The organism is Arthrobacter sp. zg-Y238, assembly GCF_024385525.1.
GTDB classification, from domain to species: Bacteria; Actinomycetota; Actinomycetes; order Actinomycetales; family Micrococcaceae; genus Arthrobacter_B; species Arthrobacter_B jinronghuae.
Genome location: NZ_JANFLU010000011.1, coordinates 290,906 through 316,555, shown reverse-complemented (window position 1 = coordinate 316,555; position 25,650 = coordinate 290,906). Strand labels below are relative to the sequence as shown.

At 65.6% G+C, this 25,650-nt stretch carries 24 protein-coding genes; 11 read left to right on the top strand and 13 right to left on the bottom strand.

Features of this window, described 5'->3' with window-relative positions:
* Positions 1-53: 53 nt before the first annotated feature.
* From NNX38_RS13210 to NNX38_RS13200, 3 genes are all read right to left on the bottom strand, one after another.
* Positions 54-443: a VOC family protein gene (locus NNX38_RS13210; protein ID WP_255798423.1), complete on the bottom strand. Its 390-nt coding sequence runs from the start codon at positions 441-443 to the stop codon at positions 54-56.
* 124 nt (positions 444-567) lie between these two features.
* Positions 568-1,977: an aminomethyl transferase family protein gene (locus NNX38_RS13205; protein ID WP_255798422.1), complete on the bottom strand. Its 1,410-nt coding sequence runs from the start codon at positions 1,975-1,977 to the stop codon at positions 568-570.
* 21 nt (positions 1,978-1,998) lie between these two features.
* Positions 1,999-3,486, bottom strand: a complete 1,488-nt coding sequence (locus NNX38_RS13200; RefSeq protein WP_255798421.1) for an aldehyde dehydrogenase family protein — start codon at positions 3,484-3,486, stop codon at positions 1,999-2,001.
* A 228-nt stretch (positions 3,487-3,714) separates the two neighbouring features.
* Here NNX38_RS13200 and NNX38_RS13195 point away from each other — a divergent pair, with 228 nt between their 5' ends.
* From NNX38_RS13195 to NNX38_RS13180, 4 genes are read left to right on the top strand one after another with little or no spacing between them, the layout of a single operon-like run.
* Positions 3,715-4,605 carry an aldo/keto reductase gene (locus tag NNX38_RS13195; protein ID WP_255798420.1) on the top strand — a complete coding sequence of 297 codons (891 nt, stop codon included), beginning with the start codon at positions 3,715-3,717 and terminating at the stop codon, positions 4,603-4,605.
* A 44-nt stretch (positions 4,606-4,649) separates the two neighbouring features.
* Positions 4,650-5,351 (top strand): type 1 glutamine amidotransferase domain-containing protein, encoded by a 702-nt coding sequence (locus NNX38_RS13190; RefSeq protein ID WP_255798419.1) that lies wholly within the window; start codon positions 4,650-4,652, stop codon positions 5,349-5,351.
* A 3-nt stretch (positions 5,352-5,354) separates the two neighbouring features.
* Positions 5,355-6,200 (top strand): NAD-dependent epimerase/dehydratase family protein, encoded by an 846-nt coding sequence (locus tag NNX38_RS13185; protein WP_255798418.1) that lies wholly within the window; start codon positions 5,355-5,357, stop codon positions 6,198-6,200.
* Between the two features lie 34 nt (positions 6,201-6,234).
* Entirely contained in the window at positions 6,235-7,548 is a 1,314-nt protein-coding gene (locus tag NNX38_RS13180; RefSeq protein ID WP_255798417.1) for a multidrug effflux MFS transporter, read from the top strand.
* A gap of 53 nt (positions 7,549-7,601) precedes the next feature.
* Here NNX38_RS13180 and NNX38_RS13175 read toward each other — a convergent pair whose 3' ends face one another.
* The 7 genes from NNX38_RS13175 to NNX38_RS13145 form a co-directional block, all read right to left on the bottom strand.
* Positions 7,602-8,057, bottom strand: a complete 456-nt coding sequence (locus NNX38_RS13175) for a DUF3817 domain-containing protein (protein WP_255798416.1) — start codon at positions 8,055-8,057, stop codon at positions 7,602-7,604.
* A gap of 79 nt (positions 8,058-8,136) precedes the next feature.
* Positions 8,137-9,045: a ribokinase gene (gene rbsK / locus NNX38_RS13170; protein WP_255798415.1), complete on the bottom strand. Its 909-nt coding sequence runs from the start codon at positions 9,043-9,045 to the stop codon at positions 8,137-8,139.
* Between the two features lie 5 nt (positions 9,046-9,050).
* A complete protein-coding gene (locus NNX38_RS13165) occupies positions 9,051-10,073 on the bottom strand; it encodes an aldose 1-epimerase family protein (RefSeq protein WP_255798414.1) in 1,023 nt (340 codons plus the stop codon).
* Positions 10,060-11,406: an L-fucose:H+ symporter permease gene (gene fucP, locus NNX38_RS13160; RefSeq protein WP_255798413.1), complete on the bottom strand. Its 1,347-nt coding sequence runs from the start codon at positions 11,404-11,406 to the stop codon at positions 10,060-10,062. Before fucP ends, NNX38_RS13165 begins: the two co-directional genes overlap by 14 nt.
* The gene (gene deoC / locus NNX38_RS13155; RefSeq protein WP_255798412.1) at positions 11,406-12,062 is read right to left on the bottom strand and encodes a deoxyribose-phosphate aldolase; all 657 of its coding nucleotides are present in this window, start codon (positions 12,060-12,062) and stop codon (positions 11,406-11,408) included. Before deoC ends, fucP begins: the two co-directional genes overlap by 1 nt.
* A gap of 91 nt (positions 12,063-12,153) precedes the next feature.
* Complete coding sequence (locus NNX38_RS13150; RefSeq protein WP_255798411.1) at positions 12,154-13,110, bottom strand: sugar-binding transcriptional regulator; 957 nt, start codon at positions 13,108-13,110, stop codon at positions 12,154-12,156.
* A gap of 112 nt (positions 13,111-13,222) precedes the next feature.
* Complete coding sequence (locus NNX38_RS13145) at positions 13,223-14,125, bottom strand: DUF5996 family protein (protein ID WP_255798410.1); 903 nt, start codon at positions 14,123-14,125, stop codon at positions 13,223-13,225.
* Between the two features lie 179 nt (positions 14,126-14,304).
* Here NNX38_RS13145 and NNX38_RS13140 point away from each other — a divergent pair, with 179 nt between their 5' ends.
* A complete protein-coding gene (locus NNX38_RS13140) occupies positions 14,305-14,694 on the top strand; it encodes a VOC family protein (protein WP_255798409.1) in 390 nt (129 codons plus the stop codon).
* 531 nt (positions 14,695-15,225) lie between these two features.
* Positions 15,226-16,821 carry an HNH endonuclease signature motif containing protein gene (locus NNX38_RS13135; protein WP_255798408.1) on the top strand — a complete coding sequence of 532 codons (1,596 nt, stop codon included), beginning with the start codon at positions 15,226-15,228 and terminating at the stop codon, positions 16,819-16,821.
* A 110-nt stretch (positions 16,822-16,931) separates the two neighbouring features.
* On the opposite strand, the gene NNX38_RS13130 is transcribed toward NNX38_RS13135, so the two are convergent.
* Entirely contained in the window at positions 16,932-17,963 is a 1,032-nt protein-coding gene (locus NNX38_RS13130) for a LacI family DNA-binding transcriptional regulator (protein WP_255798407.1), read from the bottom strand.
* A gap of 140 nt (positions 17,964-18,103) precedes the next feature.
* Here NNX38_RS13130 and NNX38_RS13125 point away from each other — a divergent pair, with 140 nt between their 5' ends.
* From NNX38_RS13125 to NNX38_RS13105, 5 genes are read left to right on the top strand one after another with little or no spacing between them, the layout of a single operon-like run.
* Positions 18,104-19,411 carry an ABC transporter substrate-binding protein gene (locus NNX38_RS13125; protein WP_255798406.1) on the top strand — a complete coding sequence of 436 codons (1,308 nt, stop codon included), beginning with the start codon at positions 18,104-18,106 and terminating at the stop codon, positions 19,409-19,411.
* A 20-nt stretch (positions 19,412-19,431) separates the two neighbouring features.
* A complete protein-coding gene (locus NNX38_RS13120) occupies positions 19,432-20,382 on the top strand; it encodes a carbohydrate ABC transporter permease (protein WP_255798405.1) in 951 nt (316 codons plus the stop codon).
* A complete protein-coding gene (locus NNX38_RS13115; RefSeq protein ID WP_255798404.1) occupies positions 20,382-21,200 on the top strand; it encodes a carbohydrate ABC transporter permease in 819 nt (272 codons plus the stop codon). The genes NNX38_RS13120 and NNX38_RS13115 overlap by 1 nt, the downstream gene beginning before the upstream one ends.
* Positions 21,201-21,202: 2 nt before the next feature.
* Positions 21,203-23,566, top strand: a complete 2,364-nt coding sequence (locus tag NNX38_RS13110) for a glycoside hydrolase family 3 N-terminal domain-containing protein (RefSeq protein WP_255798403.1) — start codon at positions 21,203-21,205, stop codon at positions 23,564-23,566.
* A gap of 51 nt (positions 23,567-23,617) precedes the next feature.
* Positions 23,618-24,610, top strand: a complete 993-nt coding sequence (locus NNX38_RS13105; protein ID WP_255798402.1) for an acetylxylan esterase — start codon at positions 23,618-23,620, stop codon at positions 24,608-24,610.
* Here NNX38_RS13105 and NNX38_RS13100 read toward each other — a convergent pair.
* Positions 24,607-25,137, bottom strand: coding sequence for a GNAT family N-acetyltransferase (locus NNX38_RS13100; protein WP_255798401.1), 531 nt, complete (start codon positions 25,135-25,137; stop codon positions 24,607-24,609). The genes NNX38_RS13105 and NNX38_RS13100 overlap by 4 nt on opposite strands.
* A gap of 31 nt (positions 25,138-25,168) precedes the next feature.
* Entirely contained in the window at positions 25,169-25,627 is a 459-nt protein-coding gene (locus tag NNX38_RS13095) for a cytoplasmic protein (RefSeq protein ID WP_255798400.1), read from the bottom strand.
* Between the last annotated feature and the right edge of the window lie 23 nt (positions 25,628-25,650).

Below are 25,650 nucleotides of genomic sequence, written 5' to 3'. Positions count from 1 at the left end.
GAAGTCAACAGGCTCAAGTGCGGTTGAGGTCAAGCACGCCAGGTTGTCCTCCGCTACAGCTCCGACGGCAGGGTGGGCGGAACGGCAGGCAGTTCCTGCAGTGACCACTGGTTGCCGTCCGGATCACTGAAATAAACGAACGTTCCCCAGTCCAATGGAGTGATCTCGCTGGCCGCCACGCCGTGGTCCACCAGGTGCTGCCTGGCGTCGGCGGCACTGGGGACCACCACCTGGATCCGCTGCGTGCCGGGAACCATATCGGTGGTGCCCGGGCCGATCACCACCGAGCAGGCAGAACCCGGCGGGGTCAGCTGCACAAAGCGCAGGGTCTCGTCGATGCGTTCGTCAAAGTCATCATTGAAACCCACCTGGTCTACGTAAAACCGCTTGGAGGCGTCGACGTCGGACACCGGCACGGGAACGAGCTCGATTTTCCAGTCCATGGCCCTGACCATAGGACCGCCGACGACGGCGCGGAACAGTACTGCGGACAGCTTCAGTCCTCGTTCGGCAGATAAGTCCGGACTGCAGCTGTCCGTCGAACCGGTACCGGCTAAGTCGAACCGGTTAAAGGGCCGCCGCTTTCCGCCACCCGCCGTCCGTGTACGTTCTGCGGACAACTTCGGAGTACGGCACCGGACTGACGTCCACGCCGACGTTGTATTGCCGGTGCGGTTCCACCGAGGATTTCCGGGTACCGCCGTCCGGTTCGCCCCAGACCACCGACAGCCGCGATCCGATCTCCACGTCCGGGTTCACCACGGCCAGCGAAAGCGGACGCTTCTCATTCCAGCTGTAACCGGTGAACATGGAAATGCCCACCATCCGGCCCGAGTCGTCCAAAACCGTGTCGAAATTCGAGGCACCGTAGTTGGCATTGGGCAGGTCGAAGAACTTGTAGGGCAGTTCCTCTTGTTGGTACATGGAGGCGTGAATGGTTGCTACGTCATCGCCGTCCCAGGCCAGCGTGACCTTCCGGCGCTGGGCCTGCGGGTCCATGGCCTGCAACGCATCCCGGCCGATGAAGTCATGGTCGAACTTGATAAAGGACCCGTAGCCCAGTTCCCAGGGGGTGGTGTAGTACTCCTCGACCGAGTCCGGCACATAGGACCCGGCCACGGCGGAGTTGGCTTCGAAGCTGTCTGCACCCAGCCACCTGCGATAGCCTGCCAGCTCCTCCCCGCTGTAGATGCCGGGCAGGGGTGACGGGATCCACCCGGATTCCAGGGTGTTGCAGGAGTAGGCCCGCGCACCGGCAGGCTCAAGCCCGAACTCCGCGCCGGCTGCGAGGATGGTGTCCCGGATCCGGTCGTAATCCTCGTACGGGCCCCAGAGCTCCAGTCCGGGTGCTCCCGCCATGCCGTGGCGCAGGGTCCGTACCCGGGTTCCGCCCACGGACATGGAGCCCATGGAGAAAAACTTCAGCTGCTCCAACGGGCCGCCGTTCACTTTCTCAATGACGTCCCAGGCGCGCGGTCCCTGGATCTGCAGCCGCCAGTTGTCCCTGAACACGGGCTTGCCCATGGGACGCGACGGCGAGCGCCGGTCGGTCCTCAGCTCGACGTCGTATCCCCCTTGCTCAGCGTTGTAGAGCAGCCAGTTCACAGCAGGTGAGCGGCCGACAAAAACGAACTCCTCCTCGGCTTCCCGAAACAGGATTCCGTCCCCGATGACGTGTCCGTAGGGGGTGACGGGAACATATTGCTTGGCGCGGCTGACGGGAAAGTCCTTCATCGAGTTGATGGCGGTATCGGACATCAACTGCAGGGCTCCCGGCCCGGAAATGGTCAGGTTATCCATGTGGTGGGACTGGTCAAACAGCACTGCCGATTCGCGCCAGGCCCTCACCTCGTTGCGCCAGTTGGTGAACTCGGCAGCGACGACCGGGTAGACATAAGCGCCCACCTGGACGTTGCGCAGATACTCCACGGTGTTTCCGGACGCGTCCAGAACCTCCTGCAGGGAATTCGGGGACATCTTCGGTTCCTTTCGCGAACGTCAGTGCGCAGCGGCGGCTGCAGCCTCGTCAAGGTGGGCAATGGATCGGGTGTCTTGGAAAGCCCGGACGCCCTGGATTCCCTGTTCGCGGCCCATGCCGGACTGCTTCATGCCGCCGAACGGGGCACGAAGGTCCAATCGGGTTGCTCCGTGGTCGTTGACCCACACGTAGCCGCAGGCCAGGCGCGAACCGACCGCGTTGGCCCTGGCCGGGTCCTCGGTCCAGACCGAGCCGCAGAGCCCGGCCCAACTGTCGTTCGCCCAGGCAATGGCTTCGTCCTCGGAATCAAACGGAATGATCGGGATCACGGGCCCGAACTGCTCCTCGGTGACCACACGCAGTTCCGGCGGCGGATCAAGGACCAGTGCCGGGCGCAGGAAGTTGCCGTCCCGCAGGTCCGGACCCTCGGGCAGGGTGCCGAACCGGCGGACCTCGGCGCCGGCACCCTCTGCCTCCTGGATGAGGTCTTCGACGAAGGCTTTCTGCGCCGGGGAATGCAGCGGCCCCATGGTTGTACCTTCGTCGAGGCCGTAGCCGATGACAGCGTTTTCCAGCCGGGCGGACAGTCCCTGCACCAGTTCCTCCATGCGGGACCGGTGAACGTAGATCCGCTTGGCGTTCATGCAGATTTGGCCCGTTGTATCGAAGACAGCGGCATGGAGCCGGTCCAGCCGGGTGTCGTCCAGCAGGGCATCGTCAAGGATGATGGCCGCATCGTTTCCCCCGAGCTCGAGGGTGACCCGGGTCAGGGACCCGGAAGCCATTTCCATGATGCGTTTGCCGCCGTTGACGCTGCCGGTGAAGCAGACCTTGGCCACGTCGTCGTTCCGGATCAGGCCGGACATGTCGCTGTCCCGGCCGGTGACCACGTTCAGCACTCCCGGCGGCAGTTTCTCGGCAACGCGCTGCACAATCCGGGTGGTTGCCAGCGGCGCGGTGGGCGGCGGTTTGACGATGGCGGTGTTCCCGGCCAGCAGGGCGTGGGGCAGGGACGCGCCGAGGATTGCGACCGGCCAGTTGAAGGGCACAATCACCGTGACTACGCCCAGCGGCTGGTAGGACACGCTGGTGGTCACGGGGATGCCCGGCGCCGGTTCGAGGATCCCGTCCTGGTCCACCTGATCAGCCAGGGACAGGGCAAGCTGCCAGCGGAGCTCGAAAACGAGGGCGTCCACCCAGCTCTCCATAACGATCTTGCCGTTTTCACGGGACAGGATGGCCGCGTCCTCATCCCGCAGGTCGGCGATGCCCGCAATTGCGTCGGCCATCCGTGCCGCCCGTTCCTGCGCCGACAGTGCGGACCAGGCGGGAAAGGCCGCCTTCGCGGCACCGACGGCGTCCGCCACGTCCTCCGGCGACGCAGCCGCTGCGTGGCCCGCCACCTGCCCGGGCCGGCCAGGATCGGCGACCGCCAGGGTTTCCTGCGTCCTCCGGGACTCGCCGTTGATGTACAGCCCGGTGTCCACCTGGGCGGATGTCTTTGTCATCGCCAACACCTCTCTGTGTTTGCTGCAGGGGTTGCTGCTGCGGTATCCGCAGGCGGAAGCTTCGAATGCCCTGCCACGGTGGGTACAAGGTAGCCCACCCCGGGAGTCCGGACAACAGGGTCCGGAAGGCCGCCTTCCGGGCCCCGGCTGTCCGCGCAGCACCGGCCGTCGGCCCCGAACTAAGGCTGCTGAGGAATAAACCCGGCGACAGGCCTTGTTGACGCCTGTATGACTGATACGACGGAAAACTCTCCCGCCCTGTCCCCCACCATCGACCTCAAGGATCTCGGCACCGTACACCGTCTGGGCTTTGGGGCCATGCGGATTGTGGGACCCGGTATCTGGGGCGAGCCGGAAAGCCGCGGAACCGCCGTCGACGTGGTCCGCCGCGCCGTCGAGCTGGGCGTTGACTTCATCGACACCGCCGACTCCTACGGACCGAACATCAGCGAAGAAATCATCGCCGAAGCGCTGTACCCCTACCCGGACGGCGTCCGCATCGCCACCAAGGTCGGCTTCGTCCGTACCGGCCCGGACGTCTGGGTACCGGTGGGCCGGCCCGAATACCTCCGCCAGCAGACCGAACTTTCGCTGCGCAAGCTGAAGGTCGATTCCCTGGACCTGCTGCAATTGCACCGCATTGACCCCAAGGTCGATCCCGAAGAGCAGTTCGCCGTGCTGCGCGACCTCCAGCAGGAGGGCAAGGTGAAGGCACTCGGCCTGTCCCAGGTCTCCGTTGCCGAACTGGAAGCCGCATCGAAGTTCTTCACCGTCTCCACCGTGCAGAACCGCTACAACCTCACCGACCGTTCCTCCGAGGACGTGCTGAAGTACGCCGAGGACAACGGCATCGGCTTCATCCCGTGGGCCCCGATCTCCGCCGGCGAACTGGCCCAGCCGGGCGGCCCCGTGGACGAAGCCGCCAAGCGCTTGAATGCCAGCACCTCGCAGGTTGCCCTGGCCTGGCTGCTTCGCCGCTCCCCGGTCATGATGCCGATCCCGGGCACCGGCTCCATCGGCCACCTCGAGGACAACCTGGGTGCCGCAGACGTCCAGCTCGACGACGCCACCTTCGCTGAGCTGGACGCCGCCGGCGCCGCCGCAGCACCGGCCAAGTAACAACACTTTCCGCTTTTCCCGCCAAGCAAAGGAAAAAAGAACGCATGGCAAATATCCTGATGGTTGTATCCGCAGCAGACTCCCTCACCATGAAGGACGGCAGCGAACACCCCACCGGCTACTGGGCCGAGGAACTGGTTGAATCCCACCGGGTGCTCCGCGAAGCCGGACACACGGTCCGCATCGCCACCCCCGGAGGCGTGAAGCCCACCGTGGATCAGGTGTCCCTGGCACCCGAGTCCGCCGGCAGCCCGGAAAAGGCCGCTGCCTTCACCCAGTACATCGCGTACATTGACGCCGAGCTCTCCTCGCCGCTGGTGCTCGCCGATGCAGACGCGTCAGAGTACGACGCCGTGGTGATGCCGGGCGGGCACGGTCCCATGGCGGACCTGGCGTTCGACAAGGACATGGGCCGGATCCTCATTGAGGCGGACGCCGCGGGCAAGATCATTGCCCCGTTCTGCCACGGCCCGGCCGGCCTGCTGGCCGCCGAAACCGCGGACGGCGAGTTCATCTTCTCCGGCCGCAAGCTCACCGTCTTCACGGACGAGGAGGAGCTTAACGGCGGCACTGGCGAGAACACCCCCTGGTTCGTGGAGGAAGTGCTCCGGAACAAGGGCGCCGTGGTTGAAACCGGTCCCGCCTGGACCAGCTACGTGGTCCGCGACCGGAACCTGATCTCGGGCCAGAACCCCCAGTCCAGCGAGGATGTGGCCAAGGCCGTCATCTCCGCCCTGGCTGAATAGAACATGACAGTCCTGATCGCCGGCTGCGGCGATCTGGGCACGGAGGCCTGCCTGCGGTTTGCTGCGGCCGGCTTTTCCGTGCTCGGATGGCGGCGCTCCCCGGAGAAACTGCCGAAGCAAATCGCCGGACAGGCGGTGGACCTGACCGGCGACCTGCCGCGCATTCCTGCGGACACCGACGTCGTCGTTATTGCGGTGGCCGCCGATCAGCGGACCGAGGAGGCCTACCGTGCCGCCTACGTCACCGGCACCGCCAACGTCCTGAACGCGCTTGAGCGCGACGGCGTGGAGCCGCACCGCATCCTGTTCGTTTCCTCCACTGCGGTGTACGGCGATGCCGACGGCGGCGAGGTGGACGAGGGAACCCCGGCCCGCCCGGCGTCGGCCACCGGTGCCGTCATCCTCGAGGCGGAGCAGCTGCTGCACAACCGCCGCCCCGATGCGGTGGTGCTGCGGCTGTCCGGCATCTACGGGCCGGGACGCACCCGGCTGATCGATTCCGTGAACGTCGGAACCGCCGTCGTACCCGCCGGAACCCAGCTGACCAACCGCATCCACCGGGACGACGCCGCCGCGGCCATCGTGCACCTGACCACCCGGGTTTCCCCTCCCGCGCCGCTGTATGTTGGAGTGGATATGGAGCCGGTGGAGCTGGCTGAGGTGCTGGGTTTCCTGGCTGCCGAGCTCGGCCGCGAACTCCCGCCGGCGGGCGACACGTCCAGCAGCCGCAGCGGCAACCGCAGGCTGAGCAACCGGCGTCTGCGCGCAACCGGATTCGAATTCGCCTACCCCACGTACCGGGAAGGCTACCGCGCCGTGCTGGCCGGTGCCGGCGTACGCCACCCCTAGAATTTAGAAACATACAACCGCACCAGGAGTGCCTGTGAGCGATACCCCGCCCGAAACCGGAACACGAAACCGCACTGCGACCCGCACGAGCATCAAGTACATCCTGATGCTCGGCGCCCTGGCCGCCCTTCCGGCAGTGACCACCGACATGTACCTGCCGGCCCTGCCGGAGGTCGCCGAGGACCTGCACACCAGCGCCGCCGCCGCGCAGTTCACGCTCTCCGGCACCCTGCTCGGCGCCGCCGTCGGGCAGTTGGTCATCGGACCGTTCTCCGACCGCTTCGGCCGGCGGCTGCCGCTGATCATCGGCATTGCCCTGCATGTGGTGGTTTCGCTGCTGTGCTTCCTGGCGCCCAACATCGGCGCGCTGATTGTGCTGCGCCTGCTGCAGGGCTTCTTCAACGCTGCCGCCGGCGTGGTGGCCCTGGCCGTGGTCCGCGACCGGTTCACCGGCTCCTCCGCCGCCGCGATGCTTTCCCGGCTGATGCTGATCATCGGCCTGGCACCGCTGCTGGCACCCAGCATCGGGCAGGCCGTTTCCGGGCTCTGGAACTGGCGGGCGGTGTTCCTTGCCCTGGCGCTGATCGGCGTGGTCCTCGGAGCGATCGTGCTGAAGTGGATGCCCGAAACGCTGCCGCCGGAACGGCGCCGGACCAAGGGCGGTGCCAGTACCTTCAGCGGCTTCCGGGTCCTGCTGAAGGACCGGCAGTTCCTGGCCCTGGCCACCATTCCCGGCCTGGGCATGGCTGTGATCATGAGTTACGTGGTGGGCTCGCCGTTCGTCTTCCAGGATGAGTACGGACTCAGCCCGGCACAGTACGCCGCGGTGTTCGCGATCAACGGCGTAGGCATGGTCATTTCCGCACAGCTCAATGCCTGGCTCGTGGGCCGCTACTCCCCCATGGGTATCCTGCGGCTGGCCGTCATCCTGCTGCTGGGGCTGACCGTACTGCTGCCGGTGATTGTGCTGACCGGTCTCGGCGGCGTCGCCGGCCTGACCGCCGGACTGTGGCTGGTCCTGGCCATGCACGGCTTCATTGCCTCGAACTCGTCCGTGCTGGCCCTGAACGACTACGGGCACATGGCCGGCAGCGCCGCGGCACTGATCGGTGCCCTGCAGGTGGGCCTGGCCGGAATCATCAGCCCGCTGGTCGGCATTCTCGGCGGCGGGGCCATGGCCATGGTTTCGGTCATCATCGGCTGTGCCGTCCTGATTGTCCTGATCCTGGCCACGGCGACGACGGCGTACCGCGGCGGCGGCTCCAACCGTCCGGGGCGGCGTCGGCTGCGTCGCAGTGCCGCGCCGAGCTCCGGCGGGTCCGCCGCCCCGCTCGCCGCCGAGTCCTAGCGGTTACCGTTCGGGATCCTTACCCCTTCGGGACGCTTACCCCTTAGGGACGCTTACCCCTTAGGGACGGGCGGGCCGAGGTAGAGCAGGACGGTGAAGACCACAGCCACGGCGACCAGGGCCACAATCCCGGCGGCGACGGGTCGGCGCAGCACGAGGGCGGCGATCCGGTCCACGCCGTTGGTGGGCTCTTCGCCCCCGGGGGCCATCCGCCAGCCGCCGTTCAGCATGCCGCGGCGGTCCACCGACTTCTCGAAGGGAATGGTGGCCCACGGGATCACTGTGGTGGCCAGGCCGAGGATGCCGGTGCGGGCCGGCCATTTCTGGTTGGCCCAGACAAAGAGGGTGACCACGCCGTAGGCCAGGAAAACGAAGCCGTGCAGGCCGCCGAAGATCGGCGTCAGGGGCTCAAAATCCAGCACGTACTTGGCGAACATGCCGATCAGGAGCAGGGTCCAGGTTACGGCTTCGGCCAGGGCGAGGGTGCGGAACAGTTTGCGGGGTGACATGGAGGGATCCGCCTTCAAATCGGGTTTACCAACAGTATGTCAGCATGCCCCGGGTTCAGGCGAATCCCCCCACCGCTCCTTAGGCGCCCGTTTTTTCGAACTGCTCGCGCGTGGCGTAGGAGGTCTGAGTGCCGCGCCGGGTGACGGAATCCGCAGCGTAGGCATTGGCCGTGGCCAACGACGCAGGGACGTCTCCCGATTCCACCAAGCAGTGGCTGAAGCAGCCGATGAACGCATCGCCGGCGCCCGTTGTATCCAGCGCGGGGACGGTCCGGCCTTCAACCAGGACGGGTCCGGCGGCCGAGAGCCACAGGACCCCGCGCGAGCCCATGGTGACAATGACGTTCTTGACGCCGTGGTCCAGGATGGTTCCGGCCGCGGCCTGCACCTGGTCAAGGGTTTCCACCGGCATGCCGGTGAGCAGGGCCAGCTCGGTTTCGTTGGGTACAAAGTAGTCGCACTTTGCCACCTGCGCAAAGTCCAGCTCCGGCGTGGCCGGAGCGGGGTTCAGCAGGACGGGAATGCCGTGCCGGTTGCCGAAGTCGATGGCCGCATAAACCGTCTCGAGGTTGACCTCCAGCTGCAGCACGATCAGGGTGCACTGGGCGATCGCCTCGGCTGCATCCTCGATGTCCGCCGGTGTCAGGAAGGCGTTGGCGCCCTTGGCGATGACTATCGAGTTGCGTGAGTTGTCATCCACGAAGATGGGCGCGACGCCGCTGGTGGCCTCGGTCTCCAGGACGTAGGTGGTGTCGATGCCGTTGGCTTCGAAGTTGCGCCGAGTGGTTTCGCCAAACGCGTCATTGCCGATCCGGGTAAGCATCAGGACCGAGGAGCCCATGCGGGCGGCAGCCATGGCCTGGTTGGCTCCCTTGCCGCCGCAGCCCATCTGGAAGTCCCAGGCCTCGACCGTCTCGCCTTCGTCCGGCATGCGGCTGAGATAGGACACCAGGTCCACCATGTTTGAGCCGATCACTGCAATATCCAACGGGCTTACGCCTCCTCTGTAATGCCGGTACTGACGTGGAAGGAGCGGGACGCTCCAGGTGCCAGTTCAATCAACGTTCCCGCTGCCTTCGCGGCGAGGAATCCTTCGGGCCGGGAGGTACCGGGCAGGACAAATGACGCCACCCGCTGATCCGGGTTGTGCAGCAGCCACCGGGTGGCCACCGGGAAGTCGGCACTGGAGAAGCGGGTGCAGAAAGTAATGCCGTCGGTGCGTTCGAGCCGGAACTCCAGGTCCTGCCCGTACGCGGGCAGGTCATCGGCGAGGAACACGATCTCCGGGTCATACCCCTGGGCAGCATCCAGCACGTCCGCGGCTACCTGCCCGCTGCGGATGGCCTCGTTCAGGACCGTCCACTCCGGCGTCGGGAAGACGTGCGCCGGCACGGTCCCGCGCAGTGCGAACGCGCCGTCGGGCAGGGACTGCGTCATCCGCGCCCCGTCCGAGTAGGCGTAGTTCATGTGGCACATGTACTGCAGCGGCATGGTGCGTACTGCGGACAGGTTGGTCACGGACAGGTCGATGTCGAACATGGCCGAACCGGCCCGGAGGCGGACGGCGGGAACTGCCTCGTAGTGGTCACCGAATCCCTTGACGAATTCATGGCGTCCGGAGACGGCCACGGAGTCAGTGTCGATTTCGAGCCAGGCTTCGTCGAAGACCGCGCACGGGAACTCCCCGTGCAGCGGGTGGTTATCCTCCGGCGACGGGCAACCGGCGGCGAGCAGTCCGGAGTGGAAGGCGAAGCAGCCGTAGGTGTCTTCGATCAAAGTGGCGGGATAGGGCTGCCGGAAGGGCGAATCCATCCGCAGGCTCACGCCGTCGAACTCCGCATCCCAGACCATCTGCCCCAGGAACGGCAGGACTTCCACCCGGCCGCGGGAGTTGGCCACGGTGACGGACTCGACGCCGGAGGGGTACCGGATACCCGTGACCGTGAATTCGTCCGATTCGGCCAGGGTTACCGGGACCGCGGAGAAAGCGGACCGGGCCAGGTTAATGCGAAACATACTCGGCTTCCTTTTCCGTGCTGATGGTGCGCCCGGTTAGCCGGCGCAGGCGGCCGAAGTGCAGCAGGACCACCAGGAAGCAGACCACGGACACAATGAAGGAGAACTGCAGGGAGCCGGAAGCATCCGAGACCAGGCCCTGGACCACGGGGATGACTGCTCCGCCGACAATGGCCATCACCAGCACGGCGCCGCCGGTTTCCTGGTGGCGCTTGTCCGTGATGGTGTCCAGCGTGCGGCCGAAGATGGTGGCCCAGCAGGGACCGAAGAGACCTGAGACCAGCACTGCGGCCCAGACCGCGGTGATGTTCGGAACCAGCATGACGTACACCAGGGCCAGGCTGCCGAGGGCGGCAAAGCCCATCAGGACGGCGTTGACGTCAAAGCGGGCAATCAGGAAGTTGGCGACGACCTTGCCGAGGAAGAAGGCGGCAAAGGCGAACACCATGTAGTTGGTGGCATCGCGTTCGTTGATGGAATCATCCAGGTTCAGTGCCAGCCGGATGGTGAAGGACCACACCGCGGTCTGCATACCCACGTACATGAACTGGGCGAAGATGCCGCGCAGGAATTCCTTGTTGCGGGCCAGGTAGGCCAGGGTCTCCCCCACGCGGGCAGTGGCCAGATGCGTCCGGTCACCCAGCGGCTTGCAGTGCGGGAACTTGGTCAGCGCCACCACGATGAAGACCACCACCAGGATCATGATGATGTAGCGGTACGGCAGCAGGGTCCGCTGCAGCATTTCGGCGCTGAAGGCTGTTTTCTCCTCCATGGTCATGCCGGCCATCTGCGCGTCCAGGGTGTCGCCGTCGGTAAAGACAAGGTACTTGCCCAGCAGGATGCCCAGGATGGAACCCAGCGGCGTGAAGGTCTGGGAGATGTTGAGCCGGAGCGTCGAAGTGGGCTTCGGGCCAAGCATGGTGGAGTACGTGTTGCCGGCCGTTTCCAGGAAGCTCAGACCGATGGCGATGGCAAACAGCGCCACCAGGAACATGCTGTAAGTGGCCATGTGCGAGGCGGGGAAGAATGCCGCGCAGCCGACGATGTAGACGCCGAGGCCGATCAGGATGCCGGTCTTGTACGTGAACCGGCGAATGATGCGGGAGGCGGGAATCGCGATGACGAAGTAGCCGCCGTAGAACGCCGACTGGACGAAGGCGGTGGCCAGGTCCGAAAGGGTGAACACTGACTTGAACTGTGTGATGAGGATGTCGTTCAGGCTTGCCGCGGCGCCCCACAGGGGGAAGCACAGGGAGATCAAGAGGAACTGGAACCACGGGATACGGCTGAGGTAGCCGTCCGGCTGCTGGACGGCTGACGTCTTGAAGAGCATTAGATGGTGCTCCCCGCCAGGATGGCTGCGCCGGCGGAGGCTCCGATGCGGCTGGCACCGGCTTCCACCATCCGGGCGAGATCCTCGGGCGTGCGGACACCGCCGGAGGCCTTGACGCCAAGGTCGGGTCCCACTGTTTCCCGCATCAGCCGCACGGCTTCGACGGTGGCGCCGTGCTTGGAGAAGCCGGTGGAGGTCTTGACGAAGTCCGCGCCCGCGGCGACGGAGCGGCGCGAGGCTTCCGCGGTCTGTTCCGCAGTCAGCAGGCAGGTCTCGAGGATGACCTTGACCAGTACCTGGGATCCGGCGGCGTCGACGACGGCGCGGATTTCCGCTTCAATGTCATCCCACTGGCCGGCGAGTGCCCAGCCGATGTTGATGACCATGTCCACCTCGTGCGCTCCGTTGGTGACGGCGTCGGTGGTTTCGAAAACCTTTACGGCCGTGGTGGATGCGCCGAGCGGGAAGCCGACGACGGTGCACACACCGACCGGGGTTCCTTCTAAGGCACGGCGGGCCCGGCTGACCCAGGCCGGGTTGACGCAGACCGTCTTGAACCCGTGTTCAACGGCCTCCTGGACCAGGGTGTCGATCTGCGTGGCTGTTGCCGTCGGGGCAAGCAGGGTGTGATCGATGAGTTGCGAAATCTTCGACATGTGAGCCTCCTCATTGAGGGTTTTCACTCACTGTAGAAGTGGCTCGGAACACATGTCAAACCAACTATTGACATATTTTCCGCAAATTCGACTAGGACGCAGCGCGCTGCCTGGTCATCCGCAGTACCTGCCGGGCGGTGTCCTGATCGATCACCAGATGGGTCGCATATCCGGAACGCAGTGCGGCTTCGATAGCCGTTGCCTTGTGCTCGCCGCCGGCGACCATGAGGCGGGTGGGCACCCTGCGCAGGTCCTGCAGCGTGATGCCGACCGTCCGCTCATCCAGCTGCGGGACGCAGGGGTTCCCGTCGTCGTCGAAAAAGCGTGAGCAGATATCCCCGACGGCGTGCGCAGCAATGCCGGCTTCCTCCGTCTCGCTGAGGTAGCCAAGATTGAACAGCATGGCGTCCGGACGGATTGCACCCACGGTGAAGACGGCGACGTCGGACTCCCGGCCCATCTCGATGACCCTCCGGATGTGCTCCTCCCTCTCCACGAGCCGCTTGACCTCCACGCTGTCGAAAATCACCGGCAGCGGCAGGGTCCGGGCAAAGGCACCGAAGGCATTGCAGAACAGGGTGATGGTCTCGAAGTCGTTGGTGGCCCGGGTGGTGTAGGACACCCCGCCCTTGAGCTGGATGATTTCCACCCCGCGGCGCTCCTGGCGCTGAAGGTTCCGCGCCACGGCGTACATCGTCTGACCCCAGGTGACACCCACCGAGTCGCCGTCACGGACATTCTCGGCCAGCAGTGCCGCGCCTACCTTGCCGAGCTCCCCCACCAGGGCGTCGGGTCCGCTCTCCGGCACGACGGCGAGGCGGACGGCGGAGAGGCCGAAGGCCTTGCACAGCTCCGTAGCCAGCGAGGATTCCTGCTCCCGCGGATCATGGATCTGGATGGAGACGTACCCTCGGTCCTTGCCGTGTTGGATGAGCTTGGAAACAGTCGGACGCGACAGCCCTAGCCGCTGGGCAACCTCGCCCTGCGAAAGTCCGGTTCCGTAGTAGAGCTTGACCGCGTCAAGCGCCTGTTCATCCCGCGCGTCCATCGTTTCCCCCTTGTCGGGCACCCTCGCCAATGAGGTAGCTCACAGGTGATTGTTCCATCTCCGGCAGTATGCTGCGTCACTAGCCGCAGATCCAACCGACGCCGACCTGCCGTCAGTAGGTCAGCGGTTCGGTGATCCAGTCGATGTCGTCCCACGGATCCAGCCGCTGCACTATGTCGAAGCTCGTGCGGCAGAAGTCCACCACGGCCTGCTGTGGATCGTCATAGGAGAAGGCGTCCTTGAGCGTAAGGATGAATTCGCTGGATCGGGTGAGGAATTGTGCCTTTGCCGGAGCCAGCATGGTGCCGTAGCTGCCGATGTTGGAGAGGAACGGATAGGGCATCACGTAGAACGCGGGATCCGTGGAGGACGGGTCGCCGGGCCAGAAGCCGAATTCGCAGAACCGCTCGTCAAAGCAGTTCACGGCAATCACTCCGTTTCCCGGGTACGGCTCCGATTGGCCGCTGAAGATGGTTCCGGAAAGGTCCATGGTGCCGAACCAGTACGACGGCGCGAAGACCTTTCCGCGCACCGGCCCGAGGAACTGTTCAAGGCTTCGATGGGCGAAGTGCAGGTTGTCCAGGAAGAGCTCCACCGCATGTTTGTCATACGTGGAGTGCTTGGTATCGGCGTCGAAAGGCACCGGATCGTAGAATTCCTGCGGGTCGGTGTTGATGGAGGTGGGCGCCTCGATGAATTCCAGCGCCCCCATCAGCTGGCGGTAGAAGTCCGCCACACTGAGGCCGTCGCTGAGTTCGATCCGGGTGCGGATGTAGTTGGTGTTCTGCACATCCACATGATGCTGGCGCAGGTTGAAGTAAATTTCGAAGTTCGTATCCGGTCCCGGCATGATGCCGGTACCGATGCCCTGGACGGTGAGGGGCATCCGCACGTGGCCCCATTCCGGTTCGGGGTAGCTGCGTTCCAGTTTCACCTTGCCCGCCACCTGCAGGTAGAGGTGCAGGGTGTCGGCGGTGGCCTGCCAGTCCGGGTAGTTCAGGAAGTTCTTGTCCATGGGAAGCACCTTCGGTTGGTGGCTCGGTGGCGGGGGCTCGGTGGCTCGGCTGGCGGGGGCGCGATGGCTCGGATGGCGGACGTGCTGCTCCCAGTCTGAAACCGGTCCCGAAACCGGTCAACGGCGCCCTCTGGCACAATCGGTTTCGTTACTGCAATCAGTCGAGACTCGGGGGATTCATGCGGCTGCACCATGTACAGGTTTCAATACCCAAGGGCGGGGAGGACCAGGCCCGGCGATTTTACGGTGAGGCACTGGGACTGACTGAGGTGGACAAGCCGCCGTCGCTCGCCGGCCGGGGCGGCTGCTGGTTCCGGGCGTTCGACGGCGATGCCGTCGTGGCGGAGATTCATGCGGGAGTGGACTCCCCCTTTGTTCCTGCCAAGAAGGCGCACCCGGCCCTGCTGCTGGAATCAGCTAAGGAGCTCGAGGAGTTGGGTGCCCGGATTTCAACGGGCGGCTTCGAGGTCTCCTGGACTGACCGGTACACCTTCGAGGGTTACGAGCGGTTCCACTGCAAGGACCCGTTCGGAAACCGGGTGGAAATCCTTTCACCGCCTGCGGGCTGATGGCGCCGGGTCGCCGTCTGAAGGGTGGTCCGGCGGTTCAGGCGCAGGGTGTTTTGGCAAGGCTCTCTCCGGTGGATCGGTCCCGCTGACCTTAGCCATGATCAGGTGATCCGTCGAACCTGGGTGCTGAGATATCGGTGCCGAGGCGTTGAGGGCTCCCCCGGCGAACGCTTTTCGGAGCCAGGTTCCCGGGGGTAGGTAGTGCTGCAGAAAAGACAGGTATTTTTGATTTCCGGGGAACCCATTTAGGGGCTGGTTTGGACCCGGAAATGTCAGTGCCGGATGAAATCCTGAGGTATGGATCAGCTCGGGAATACCGAACCGACAACCGAAGAGCCAGGCACTAAAGACCAGCAGCCGGAGGGGCAGCCTGGTGAAGCAAATGCGCCCTGCTCTTCGATAACTTTGTCCGTATACCGGGCGCAACTTGCGGCGCGAGCGTCTGCCGGAGTCGCTGGCGAGTGTACCTCCGGCTCCGCGGATTCCGGTGTCGATCCTGTTGAGGCCTACCCGGACGGTTTCACCGGGACGTTGGCGCTGCAGAACCTTGAAGCCTTTGATGAAGCCATGGTTGGTGAGGCCTTGGTCCGGGTGGAGCATTTGATTTCCTGGGGGCAGGCGCAGCGGGCCAACCTATTGAACCGGATGGAGCAAATCTTCCGGGACAACTTCTTCGACCCGTCGGAGTGGGATAAACCGGGGATCGCTTTCAGCCTCGCGGCGGCCGAATGTGCAGCCATTCTGAATGTTCCGCAGGTGACCGGTCAGCGGATGCTGAGCGAGGCCGGGCAGCTGTGCGGCACCCATACGGCGACCCTGGCCGGCTTGGAGGAGGGGCGGTTTTCGTACCAGCATGCGCAGGTGGTCCTGGATCAGTGTCAGTACGTTCCTGACTCGAAACTGCCAGCGTTCGAGGCGGACCTGTTGAAGGCTGCGGAAGGTCAGACGCGGGCGCAGTTCTCGGCCAAGGCCCGGCGGCTGCGCGAAAAGAAGTTCCCGGAGACCGTCAGCAAACGGCACCTGACCGCTTTCGAGCAGCGCATGGTCACCTTGGACCGGGAAGAGGACGGCATGTCCTGCCTCTCAGCCCACCTCCGGGCCGCGGAAGCGCAGCAGATCTATACCGCTCTCAGCACTGCGGCCCGAGGCGAGCAGGCGGGAGGGGATTCCCGGAGCACGGATCAGTTGCGTGCGGACATTCTGGCGCAGCTGCTGATGGGCGGCAGCCGGAGACTTTTCGCGACGGCCGGAACCCGAGGCGAAGCCGGAACCCGAAACGCGACCGGAGTCCGACCCGGCACCGTCCACACCGGCAATGACACTGGCGCAGCCACCCGGTACGAGGGAAACCTCGGTTTTGACGGCGGCCCGGAAGGCAGTCCCAATATAGAAGGCAGCCCCAAGATGGAAGGCAACCCCGATATAGACGCCAGAGCGGACGTGGGATCAGGACCGGACGAGGGAATCGTCCCTCGGACCGAAATCATGGTGCTGATCAGCGCCGAAACCCTCTTCGGAGCCGACGACCAGCCCGCGGAACTGCACGGCTACGGCCCCATCAGCGCCGAAGAAGCCCGCAGGCTCGCCCGCAATGCCGTCGGATGGACCGGACTCGCCCAGGACCCACAGACAGGGGAAATCCTCGGGGTGGGACGGCGCAGAAAAGTCCCAGCCGGGCTTCGCCGCTGGCTCCGCGCAAGGGACGGAACCTGTAGGTTCCCCGGTTGCCGGGTCAGCACCGCGAACGCGGACATTGACCACACCATCGACTGGGCCCGCGGGGGTCCCACCGACCACGGAAACCTGGAACATCTGTGCCGACGGCACCACCGGTTCAAGACCCTGGGCTTCTGGAAAGCGTGCCAGCCCGAACCCGGGGTAATCGAGTGGACTTCGCCGACCGGACGGGTCTATCGGACCGAGCCCTTCCTGGAACTCGACCCGCCGCGTCCAGCGCCGGACCCGGACCGTGGGCGAACGGACCATGAACAGTCCCAGCCGGAACAGGCACCACCGTTTTGGGGGGCGTGCAGATTGACGGGCGTGCAGAAAGCGTGCCTCCGAACCGACGGGCTTCGGTCACGCGGACCGATACTGGGCGAACGGACTTGGTCGGATGGACTTTAGTCGGACAAACCATGGGCAATCCGGCCTCCGGCTGGAACCAGCGCCCGTCCCAAGCGTGCTCGCCTCCCGTTCCAAGCGTGCTCGGCACGGGCCGGCCAAGCGAACCGAACCTAGCCAGACGAACCCACGGCCGCAGGCACCCGAGCAGTGCTCTGCCGCACCACCAACGAGGTGGCCAGGTCCAGGCGCAGGTTGTTTGGCCGCTCCCCCTCGAACAAGCGAACAGCCATCCGGGCAGCTTCCTCGGCCATCTCAATCAGCGGCTGATGCACCGTGGTCAGCGCAGGACTGGACCACTGCGCCACCTGCAGATCGTCGTACCCCACAATCGAAAGCTCATCCGGGACGCTAATGCCCAGCTGCCGGGCGGCGTCGAGAACCCCCAGCGCCTGCAGGTCGCTGCCGGCAAAAATGGCAGTGGGACGGTCCGGAAGGCTAAGCAGTTCCAGAGCGTGGTCGCGGCCGCCGTCGACGTGGAAGTTTCCGTACCGGATCAGATCCCGGTCCAACGGCAGGGAGGCGTTGTTCAGCGCAGATCGGTAGCCGTCAATCCGGGCCAGCGAACACATCATGTCCTCCGGCCCCGTGATCGCAGCAATCCGGGTGTGCCCCAGATCGATCAGATGGCGGGTGGCCATCATGCCTCCGGACCAGTTTGCCGATCCGACGGACGGCACGTCCGGAGCCGGGTCCCCCGCCGGATCGATGATTACAAACGGGATGGACCGCGCTTCGAGCTGCCGGCGCGAGTCCTGCGCCAGGTCGGAGAAAACCAGAACGACGCCGACCGGCCGGCGGGCGATCACACCTTCCACCCACTCGGGCGACGGCGCGTGCCGGGTACCGCTCTCCGTCAGGACCACGCTCAGGCCCTTCTCGCGGGCAATGTTTTCCACGCCGCGGATAATCTCCAGTGCCCAGGCGCTTTCGAGTTCGTGGAACACCAGTTCCAGCAGCCGCGACTTGGCCCCACCCTTACGGCGGTAGCCGTGCTCCTCCAGCAACGCCTCGACTTTCGCGCGTGTTTTCCGCGAAACGTCCGTCCTCCCGTTGAGAACTTTCGAAACTGTCGAAAGTGAAACCTCGGCCTCGGACGCCAGGTCGGCCAGCGTGACCGGGTTCTGCGGCAGTGATGACTGCATAGGTAGTCCTTCGGGGTTCGAAGCAATGCGGGACAACAGTTTATTGGAAAAGTGTTGCGCATCACATTATGTGCATCTTATGCTGACGGCATCTAGTAACTTTCGACCAATATACCGAAACTTTCGGAAGGTGTTCAACGATGAACAAACCCTCGTCCCGGACCCCGGTCCTGGCTGCCGCCGGCATACTGGCGCTCAGCCTCACCCTGGCCGGCTGTGGAGGCGGCGACTCCGCTGCCTCGGACCGTCCCGAAAATGAGATCCATGTCCTCGTTTACGGAGACGCGAGCAACGACGTCGAATCCGCCATGGTCGAACGCTTCAACGAGACCTCCGACGTGAAGGTGGTGCTGGACACCATCCCCGGCGCCGAATACCAGCAGAAGCTGCAGACGGTCATGAGCACCGACGCAGCACCGGACATCTTCTTCAACTGGGGCGGAGGCAGTATCCAGGACTTCGTGGACGCAGACCTGCTGATGCCGCTGGATGACTTCATCGAGGAGGATCCGAAGCTCAAGGACGCCTTCCTTCCCTCGGTGTTCGACGTCGCCACGGTCGACGACACCCCGTACGGTGTGCCGATGCGCGGCACCCAGCCCGTGATGCTCTTCCACAACAAGGAAGTGCTCGCCTCGGCAGGCATCGAGGAAGCACCGCAGACCTGGGACGAACTGCTCGACGCCGTCGAGAAGCTCAAGGCTGCAGGCAAGACCCCGATCGCCCTCGGCGGCGGCGACGAATGGCCCACCCAGATGTGGTTCTCCTACGTCTATGACCGCGTAGCCGGACCGGAACTCTTCCAGTCCGCTATCGACGGCGACACCGACGTCTGGGATTCCGAAGAAAGCCGCGAATCGCTGGGCATGCTGCGCGAACTCGTGGACACCGGGGCGTTCGGCACCAACTTCCAGTCCGTGAAGTTCACCGACGGCGGCTCCCACACCCTGCTCTCCACCGGCCAGGCCGGCTTCGAACTGATGGGCTCCTGGGAGTACTCCACCATCCAGGACGTCAACCCCGAGTTCGCAGCCAGCGGCCTGGGCTGGAGCGAATTCCCCGAGATCGAGGGAGGCAAGGGAGATCCTGCCAACCTGGTCGGCAACACCAACAACTACTACTCCGTCCTCAAGGACACCCGCTACCCGGAAGCCGCACGCGACTTCCTGAAGCTGATGTACTCGGACGAATTTGTCCAGGAGCAGATGGCCATCGGCAACCTGCCCACCACCACCAGCACCGAGGGCTTCCTGGACCAGGCGACCAACCCGGACTACGCCCGCTTCCAGTTCGGACTGGTGCAGGATGCGCCTAACTTCCAGCTGTCCTGGGACCAGGCCTACCCGCCGGCCGCAACACCCACCATCCACAGTGCTGTTGCCGACTTCTTCGCCGGAAGCATCGACGAAGACGGCTTCATTGAAGCCATGCAGTCGTTGAAGAAATAGCCGGACCGATTGCCGAGACCATGACCACTCTGCTTCCACCCCGGCCTCCGGCCGCACCGGACAACCCCGCCAAGGGTCGTCCGGTGCGGGCCGGCCGGGCCCGGCTGAACCGTCCGGGCGTCGCCTGGACCCTGCCCGCAACCGTCTTTTTCCTGCTTTTCGCCGTGGTGCCGCTGATCGCCGTCGTCGTCCTGTCCTTTATGACCTGGACCGGGCTGGGCGACCCGAAGTTTGTCGGCACCGAGAACTGGGAAACGCTCGCCGGCGATTCGGTGATGCTCAAGAGCCTGTGGCTCAGCGTGCTGTTCATTGTGCTGGGTGTTGCCACCCAGACTCCGGTGAGCATCCTGCTCGGTGTCTGGGCCGCTGGCCCGCAGCGCAACCGCGCCGTGCTCAGCGCCATCTTCTTCCTCCCCCTGCTGCTCTCCTCCGCAGCCATCTCGGTGCTGTGGCGTGCGCTGCTGGATCCGAACTTCGGTGTTCCCGCACAGCTCAAGTGGCTGTTCGGGGACGGGAACCTCTTTGGCAACCAGTCCACCGCCATCGGCGTGATCATCTTCGTGGGCATGTGGCAGTTCACCCCCTTCCACACGCTGATCTACCAGGGCGCCGCCAAATCGGTTCCGCCGGTGCTGTACCAGGCCGCGGAAATCGACGGCGCCGGACGGGTGCGCCAGTTCTTTTCCATTACGCTCCCGCAGCTGCGCAACAGCATCATCACCTCGGTGATCCTGATGGTGGTCGGCGGCCTGACCACCTTCGAGACGGTGCTGATCCTGACCAACGGCGGACCCGGAACGGACACCACCATCACCGCCTTCTACATGTATGAGGAAGCCTTCCGCCGCTACAACTTCGGCATGGGCTCCGCCATTGCCCTGGTCCTGGTGGTGGTGGCCACCGCCATCTCACTGATCATGGTGAAGGTTTCCGGCTACGACAAAATGCGCAGCACCATGGAGGGAGTCTGATGCGTACCCGCCCCAATTACATTGCCGGAGCTGCGGTCACCGTCTGGCTCCTGATCGTAGCCCTGCCGCTGTATGTCATGGTGGCCGCCAGCGTGCAGACCCGCCCCGAGTTCAGCGCCAACGGCCCGCTGTCCGTACCCACCAGCCTGACCTTCGAGAACTTCCTGATGGTCTTCGACAGCGGGTTCGGCAAGTACTTCCTGAACACCTTCATTGTCACGGCCGGCGTGGTGGGCATTGTCCTGCTGGTGGTGCCGCCGCTGTCCTACGCAATCGTGCGCAGCCAGTCCCGCTCCACCACGCTGATCTTCCGGTTCTTCCTGCTCGGGCTGGCCATTCCGGTCCAGGCAGTGATTGTGCCGATGTTCTACCTGATCAACTCGGTGGGCCTGTATGACACCCTGCTCGGCATCATCCTGCCCACGGCCGCGTTCGCGCTGCCGATCTGCACGCTGATCCTCTCCGGGACCATGCGGGACATCACGCCCGAACTCTACGAAGCCATGTCCGTGGACGGAGCGTCCACCACACGTACCTTCCTGCGCCTGGTGCTGCCGCTGTCCAAAGGCGGCCTGTCCACGATCGCAGTGTTCGCCGCACTGCAGGGCTGGAACGGGTTCCTGCTCCCGCTGATCCTGACCCAGTCGGAATCCACCAAGGTGATCACGCTTGGCCTCTTCAACTTCCAAACCCAGTACGGCATCAACGTGCCGGGCATCCTCGCCGCAGTGATGCTCTCCATGATTCCCGTCCTGCTGGTGTACCTCTTTGCGCGCCGCGCACTGGTCCAGGGCCTTATGGGCGTTGGCGGAAAGTAGACATGACAGAAACAACAGTTCAGCACCTCCCCTGGCGGGACACCTCCCTGACCGCCCGCGAGCGCGCCGCCCGGCTGGCCGAGCAGATGACACTGCGGGAAAAGGTGGCCCAGCTCTTCGGCGTCTGGGTGGGTGCGTCCAACGAAGGCGGCCAGGTAGCACCCCACCAGCACGACATGAAGGAACCGGCGCCGCTGGAGGAGCTCCTGCCGAACGGGCTGGGCCAGCTCACCCGGCCCTTCGGCACCCTGCCGGTCGACGCCGGTATGGGCGCCCTGTCCCTGATGCGCACCCAGCAGCGGATCGCCGAGTCCAACCGGTTCGGCATCCCGGCCATGGCGCATGAGGAATGCCTGGCCGGGTTCGCGGCCTGGGGTGCCACGGCGTATCCGGTGCCGCTGTCCTGGGGTGCCACGTTCAACCCGGAGCTGATCGGCCGGATCGGTGCGGCCATCGGCACCGACATGCGCTCGGTCGGCGTGCATCAGGGACTCGCTCCAGTGCTCGACGTCGTCCGCGACGCCCGCTGGGGCCGGGTGGAGGAGACCATCGGCGAAGACCCCTATCTGGTGGGCAGCATCGCTTCGGCCTACATCCGCGGGCTCGAAGGCGCGGGCGTGGTGGCCACGTTAAAGCACTTTGTCGGCTACTCGGCGTCCAAGGCCGGCCGCAACCTGGCGCCGGTGTCCGTCGGTGCACGCGAACGCGCGGACGTACTGCTGGTGCCGTTCGAAATGGCCGTACGGGAATCCGGGGTGCGCTCGGTGATGCACGCTTATACCGACGTCGACGGCGTCCCCTCCGCTGCGGACCGCTCGCTGCTCACCGGCCTGCTGCGCGAGACGTGGGGTTTCGACGGCACGGTGGTGGCCGACTATTTCGGGATCAGCTTCCTCAAGGAACTGCACCGCGTGGCCGGTTCACTCGGCGAGGCCGCTGCAGCCGCGCTGACCGCCGGCGTGGACGTGGAACTGCCCACCGTGGATGCGTTCGGCGAACACCTCATCGCGGAACTGGAGTCCGGGCGGCTGGACGAATCCGTCATCGACACCGCACTGCTGCGGGTCCTGACCCAGAAGGTCGAACTCGGGCTGCTGGACCCGGACTGGTCCCCGGTGCCCTCGGCCCTGGCCGGAGTGGACCTCACGGACTCGTCCGGCGTCCTGGGTTCGGTGGACCTGGACCGGCCGGAGAACCGGTCCCTGGCGGCCGAGGTCGCCGAACAGGCACTGATCCTCACCGCCAACAACGGAATCCTGCCGCTCGCAGCGCCGGGGCGGATCGCCGTCGTCGGACCCAATGCCGACAACCCGATGGCGTTCCTCGGCTGCTACTCCTTCCCCGCCCACGTTGGTGTGCAGCACCCGGAGGTGGCGGCGGGAATCGAGCTGCCAACCGTCGCGGCGTCGCTGCGCGGCGAGTTCCCGGACAGCTCCCTCACCGTGACCACCGGCTGCAGCGTGGACGGCCCCGAGACGGACGGATTCGCCGACGCGCTGACCGCCGCCCGGGACGCCGACGTCGTCGTGGCTGTGCTGGGTGACCGGTCCGGTCTCTTCGGACGCGGCACCAGCGGCGAAGGCTGCGACACCGAGTCGCTGGTCCTGCCCGGGGTGCAGCAGCAGCTGCTGGATGAACTGCTGGACACCGGCAAACCCGTGGTGCTGGTGCTGCTCACCGGACGCCCCTATGCCCTGGGCCGCGCCGCCACGGAAGCCGCCGCGATTGTGCATGCGTTCTTCCCCGGTGAAGAGGGCGGACCGGCGATTGCCGGTGTGCTGAGCGGCAGGGTGAATCCCAGCGGCCGGCTGCCGGTCAGTGTTCCCGCGTCCCCCGGTGCGCAGCCGTCCACGTATCTGGCCGCTCCGCTCGCGCAGCTGAGCGACGTGTCCAGCATCGACCCGACACCTGCCTTCGCGTTCGGCCACGGGCTGGGCTACAGCAGTTTCGACTGGACGGATATCGCCCTGGACGGTCCGGCGGAGTTCGGCGTCGACGGCGAAACCTCCGTTTCCGTGACAGTGGCCAACACCGGCGGGCGCGACGGCGTCGAGATCGTCCAACTCTACCTGCACGATCCGGTGGCCTCGGTAGTGCGTCCGGTGCAGCGGCTGGCCGGGTTCGCCCGGGTCCCGCTGCGCGCCGGAGAAGCGGCGAGGGTGCGGTTTACGGTTCCGGCCGACGCCGCGTCCTTCACCGGGCGGGACGGGCAGCGGATTGTGGAGCCCGGTGACCTGGAGCTGCGGCTCGGAGCATCGAGTGCCGACATCCGCGGTACGGCCGGTGTTAGCCTGACCGGAACCGTGCGGGTAGTGGACCACACCCGGCGGCTGCACTGCCCGGCGGACGTGGCGCCGCTGGGCTGAACACCCGCAACCGCACGCAACGCACCGCCGAAACCCGGGAGCCGATACCGCATGTACTCCGACCTGCCCGCCGACCAGCTGGCCGCCTATCGAGGCAGCACCCGTGCCCCGGAGGACCTGGACCGGTTCTGGGCGGACACCCTGGACGAAGCACGGCAGCACCCGCTGTCGGTAGAGGTCACCCCCTACCCCAGCGGGCTGCGGACCGTGGAGCTCTACGATGTGGTTTTTCCGGGCTTCGGCGGTGACCCCATCCGCGCCTGGCTGCGGCTGCCGGCCCGGAGCATCCGCGGCGACGCTCCGCTGCCCGGCGTCGTACAGTTTGTCGGCTACGGCGGCGGCCGCGGGGACGCCCACGAGAACCTGTTCTGGGCCTCGGCCGGGTTCGCGCACCTGCAGATGGATACCCGCGGGCAGGGGGCCGGCTGGAGCAAGGGCGCCACACCCGACGCCGCCGGCAGCGCCGGACCGCAGGTGCCGGGCGTGATGACCCGCGGCGTGCTCGATCCGCAGACCTATTACTACCGGCGGCTGTTCACCGACGCCGTCCGGGCGGTGGAGGCCATGCGCTCCCTGCCGGAGGCGTCAGCGGTCCAGGTCGATCCGGCCCGGGTGGCCGTGCTGGGACAGAGCCAGGGCGGGGCACTGGCCCTCGCGGCGTCGGCACTCTGCCCGGACGTGGCCGCCGTCGTCGCGTTCGTGCCGTTCCTGTCCGATTTCCCGCGGGCCGTGACCGTCACCGATTCCTATCCGTACCGCGAGATCCGGGACTACCTGGCAGTCCAGCGCGGGCAGGCGGAGACGGTGATGGAGACGCTGGCCTATTTCGACGCCGTGAACCTGGTTCCGCGGTCCACGGCTCCTGCACTGTTCTCGGTGGCGCTGATGGACACCACCACTCCCCCGTCCACGGTCTACGCCGCGTACAACAACTACGCCGGGCCGAAGGAGCTGACGGTGTGGCCGTTCAACGGACACGAGGCCGGGGCCATCGAGGACGACGTCGCCGCGCTGGCGTTCCTGCAGAAGCAGCTGGCGGGTTAGCCCGGGTTCTCGGTGGTGAACAGCTCCAGGACGGTGTTGTAATACCGGTCCGTGCTGCCCTGGGGAACCACGCCGATCTTCTCGCAGACCCGCCGGGAGGAAGTGTTGGCCGGATCGATCACCACCACCACACGGGGCAGCCCCTGCTTGAAAGCGTGCTGCAGGACGGCGGCCGCGGCCTCCGGCGCGTAGCCCCTGCCCCAGCTGTCAGGATGGAAATGCCAGCCGATTTCGATATCGCCCGAGGGCTTCCGCTCCGGACCCGACGCCGGAATGGACTTCAGCAGCAGGGTTCCGGCCAGGTTCCCGGTTTCCCGATCCTGCACGGCCCAGATGCCGCAGGTTCCGTCATCCAGTCGGGCCCAGGCCTGGATCAGGGCGTTCGCCTCGTCGAGGTCCTTCATCAGCTTCGGAACGGCGCCCAGAAAACGCTGCACCTCCATGCGGGAATACAGGTCCAGGACGAAGTCCGCGTCCTCGGAAGTGAACGGGCGCAGGGTCAGTCGATCGGTCTCCAGGGTCTGCATCCGGGAAGTCTACAGCGACTGAAAGAGCAGGTCAGGGGTCGGCAGGCCGCGGCCCGTCCGGCAGCTCCCCCGACGGGTCCGGTTCCTTCAGCTCCACGAAAAACACATGGGTTTCCGTCTCTCCGGTGTTTTCCCCGTAGTGCTCCTGGGCGGGAAGCCAACGGACGGCACCGGCGGGCAGCTCCACGTCCATTCCGCCGCCCGGAGCGGGAGTCGGCGCGCCCGGCCCCGCGCCCGGTCCTCCACCCGCGCCCGGTCCTCCACCCGCGCCCGGCACAGGCATCGGCCCCGGCACAGGACCACCCCCGGGCCCTCCGCCCGAATGCAGCCGCCGCCGGAAGGAGCTGGCGGTAAGCATCACGCTGTCCGGATGCCGATGCATAACGCTTGTATGGCCGGGAGCGTCGCGGTACTCGAGCACGCGCACGCGATCGTTTTCAAACACCACTTTGTAATGGTCGGGATTGGACTCGACGGGATCCTGAGTCATACCTCAAAGGGTAGGCCGGTTCC

Excerpts from the sequence above, each read along its gene's own strand:
- NNX38_RS13140 (WP_255798409.1), top strand. The coding sequence starts at position 14,305 with ATGCGGCTGCACCATGTACAGGTTTCAATACCCAAGGGCGGGGAGGAC.
- NNX38_RS13205 (WP_255798422.1), bottom strand. The coding sequence starts at position 1,977 with ATGTCCCCGAATTCCCTGCAGGAGGTTCTGGACGCGTCCGGAAACACC.
- NNX38_RS13195 (WP_255798420.1), top strand. The coding sequence starts at position 3,715 with ATGACTGATACGACGGAAAACTCTCCCGCCCTGTCCCCCACCATCGAC.
- fucP (WP_255798413.1), bottom strand. The coding sequence starts at position 11,406 with ATGCTCTTCAAGACGTCAGCCGTCCAGCAGCCGGACGGCTACCTCAGC.
- NNX38_RS13120 (WP_255798405.1), top strand. The coding sequence starts at position 19,432 with ATGACCACTCTGCTTCCACCCCGGCCTCCGGCCGCACCGGACAACCCC.
- NNX38_RS13165 (WP_255798414.1), bottom strand. The coding sequence starts at position 10,073 with ATGTTTCGCATTAACCTGGCCCGGTCCGCTTTCTCCGCGGTCCCGGTA.
- NNX38_RS13125 (WP_255798406.1), top strand. The coding sequence starts at position 18,104 with ATGAACAAACCCTCGTCCCGGACCCCGGTCCTGGCTGCCGCCGGCATA.
- NNX38_RS13110 (WP_255798403.1), top strand. The coding sequence starts at position 21,203 with ATGACAGAAACAACAGTTCAGCACCTCCCCTGGCGGGACACCTCCCTG.
- NNX38_RS13200 (WP_255798421.1), bottom strand. The coding sequence starts at position 3,486 with ATGACAAAGACATCCGCCCAGGTGGACACCGGGCTGTACATCAACGGC.
- NNX38_RS13190 (WP_255798419.1), top strand. The coding sequence starts at position 4,650 with ATGGCAAATATCCTGATGGTTGTATCCGCAGCAGACTCCCTCACCATG.
- NNX38_RS13105 (WP_255798402.1), top strand. The coding sequence starts at position 23,618 with ATGTACTCCGACCTGCCCGCCGACCAGCTGGCCGCCTATCGAGGCAGC.
- NNX38_RS13210 (WP_255798423.1), bottom strand. The coding sequence starts at position 443 with ATGGACTGGAAAATCGAGCTCGTTCCCGTGCCGGTGTCCGACGTCGAC.
- NNX38_RS13130 (WP_255798407.1), bottom strand. The coding sequence starts at position 17,963 with ATGCAGTCATCACTGCCGCAGAACCCGGTCACGCTGGCCGACCTGGCG.
- NNX38_RS13175 (WP_255798416.1), bottom strand. The coding sequence starts at position 8,057 with ATGTCACCCCGCAAACTGTTCCGCACCCTCGCCCTGGCCGAAGCCGTA.
- NNX38_RS13145 (WP_255798410.1), bottom strand. The coding sequence starts at position 14,125 with ATGGACAAGAACTTCCTGAACTACCCGGACTGGCAGGCCACCGCCGAC.
- NNX38_RS13095 (WP_255798400.1), bottom strand. The coding sequence starts at position 25,627 with ATGACTCAGGATCCCGTCGAGTCCAATCCCGACCATTACAAAGTGGTG.
- NNX38_RS13185 (WP_255798418.1), top strand. The coding sequence starts at position 5,355 with ATGACAGTCCTGATCGCCGGCTGCGGCGATCTGGGCACGGAGGCCTGC.
- NNX38_RS13115 (WP_255798404.1), top strand. The coding sequence starts at position 20,382 with ATGCGTACCCGCCCCAATTACATTGCCGGAGCTGCGGTCACCGTCTGG.
- deoC (WP_255798412.1), bottom strand. The coding sequence starts at position 12,062 with ATGTCGAAGATTTCGCAACTCATCGATCACACCCTGCTTGCCCCGACG.
- NNX38_RS13100 (WP_255798401.1), bottom strand. The coding sequence starts at position 25,137 with ATGCAGACCCTGGAGACCGATCGACTGACCCTGCGCCCGTTCACTTCC.
- NNX38_RS13150 (WP_255798411.1), bottom strand. The coding sequence starts at position 13,110 with ATGGACGCGCGGGATGAACAGGCGCTTGACGCGGTCAAGCTCTACTAC.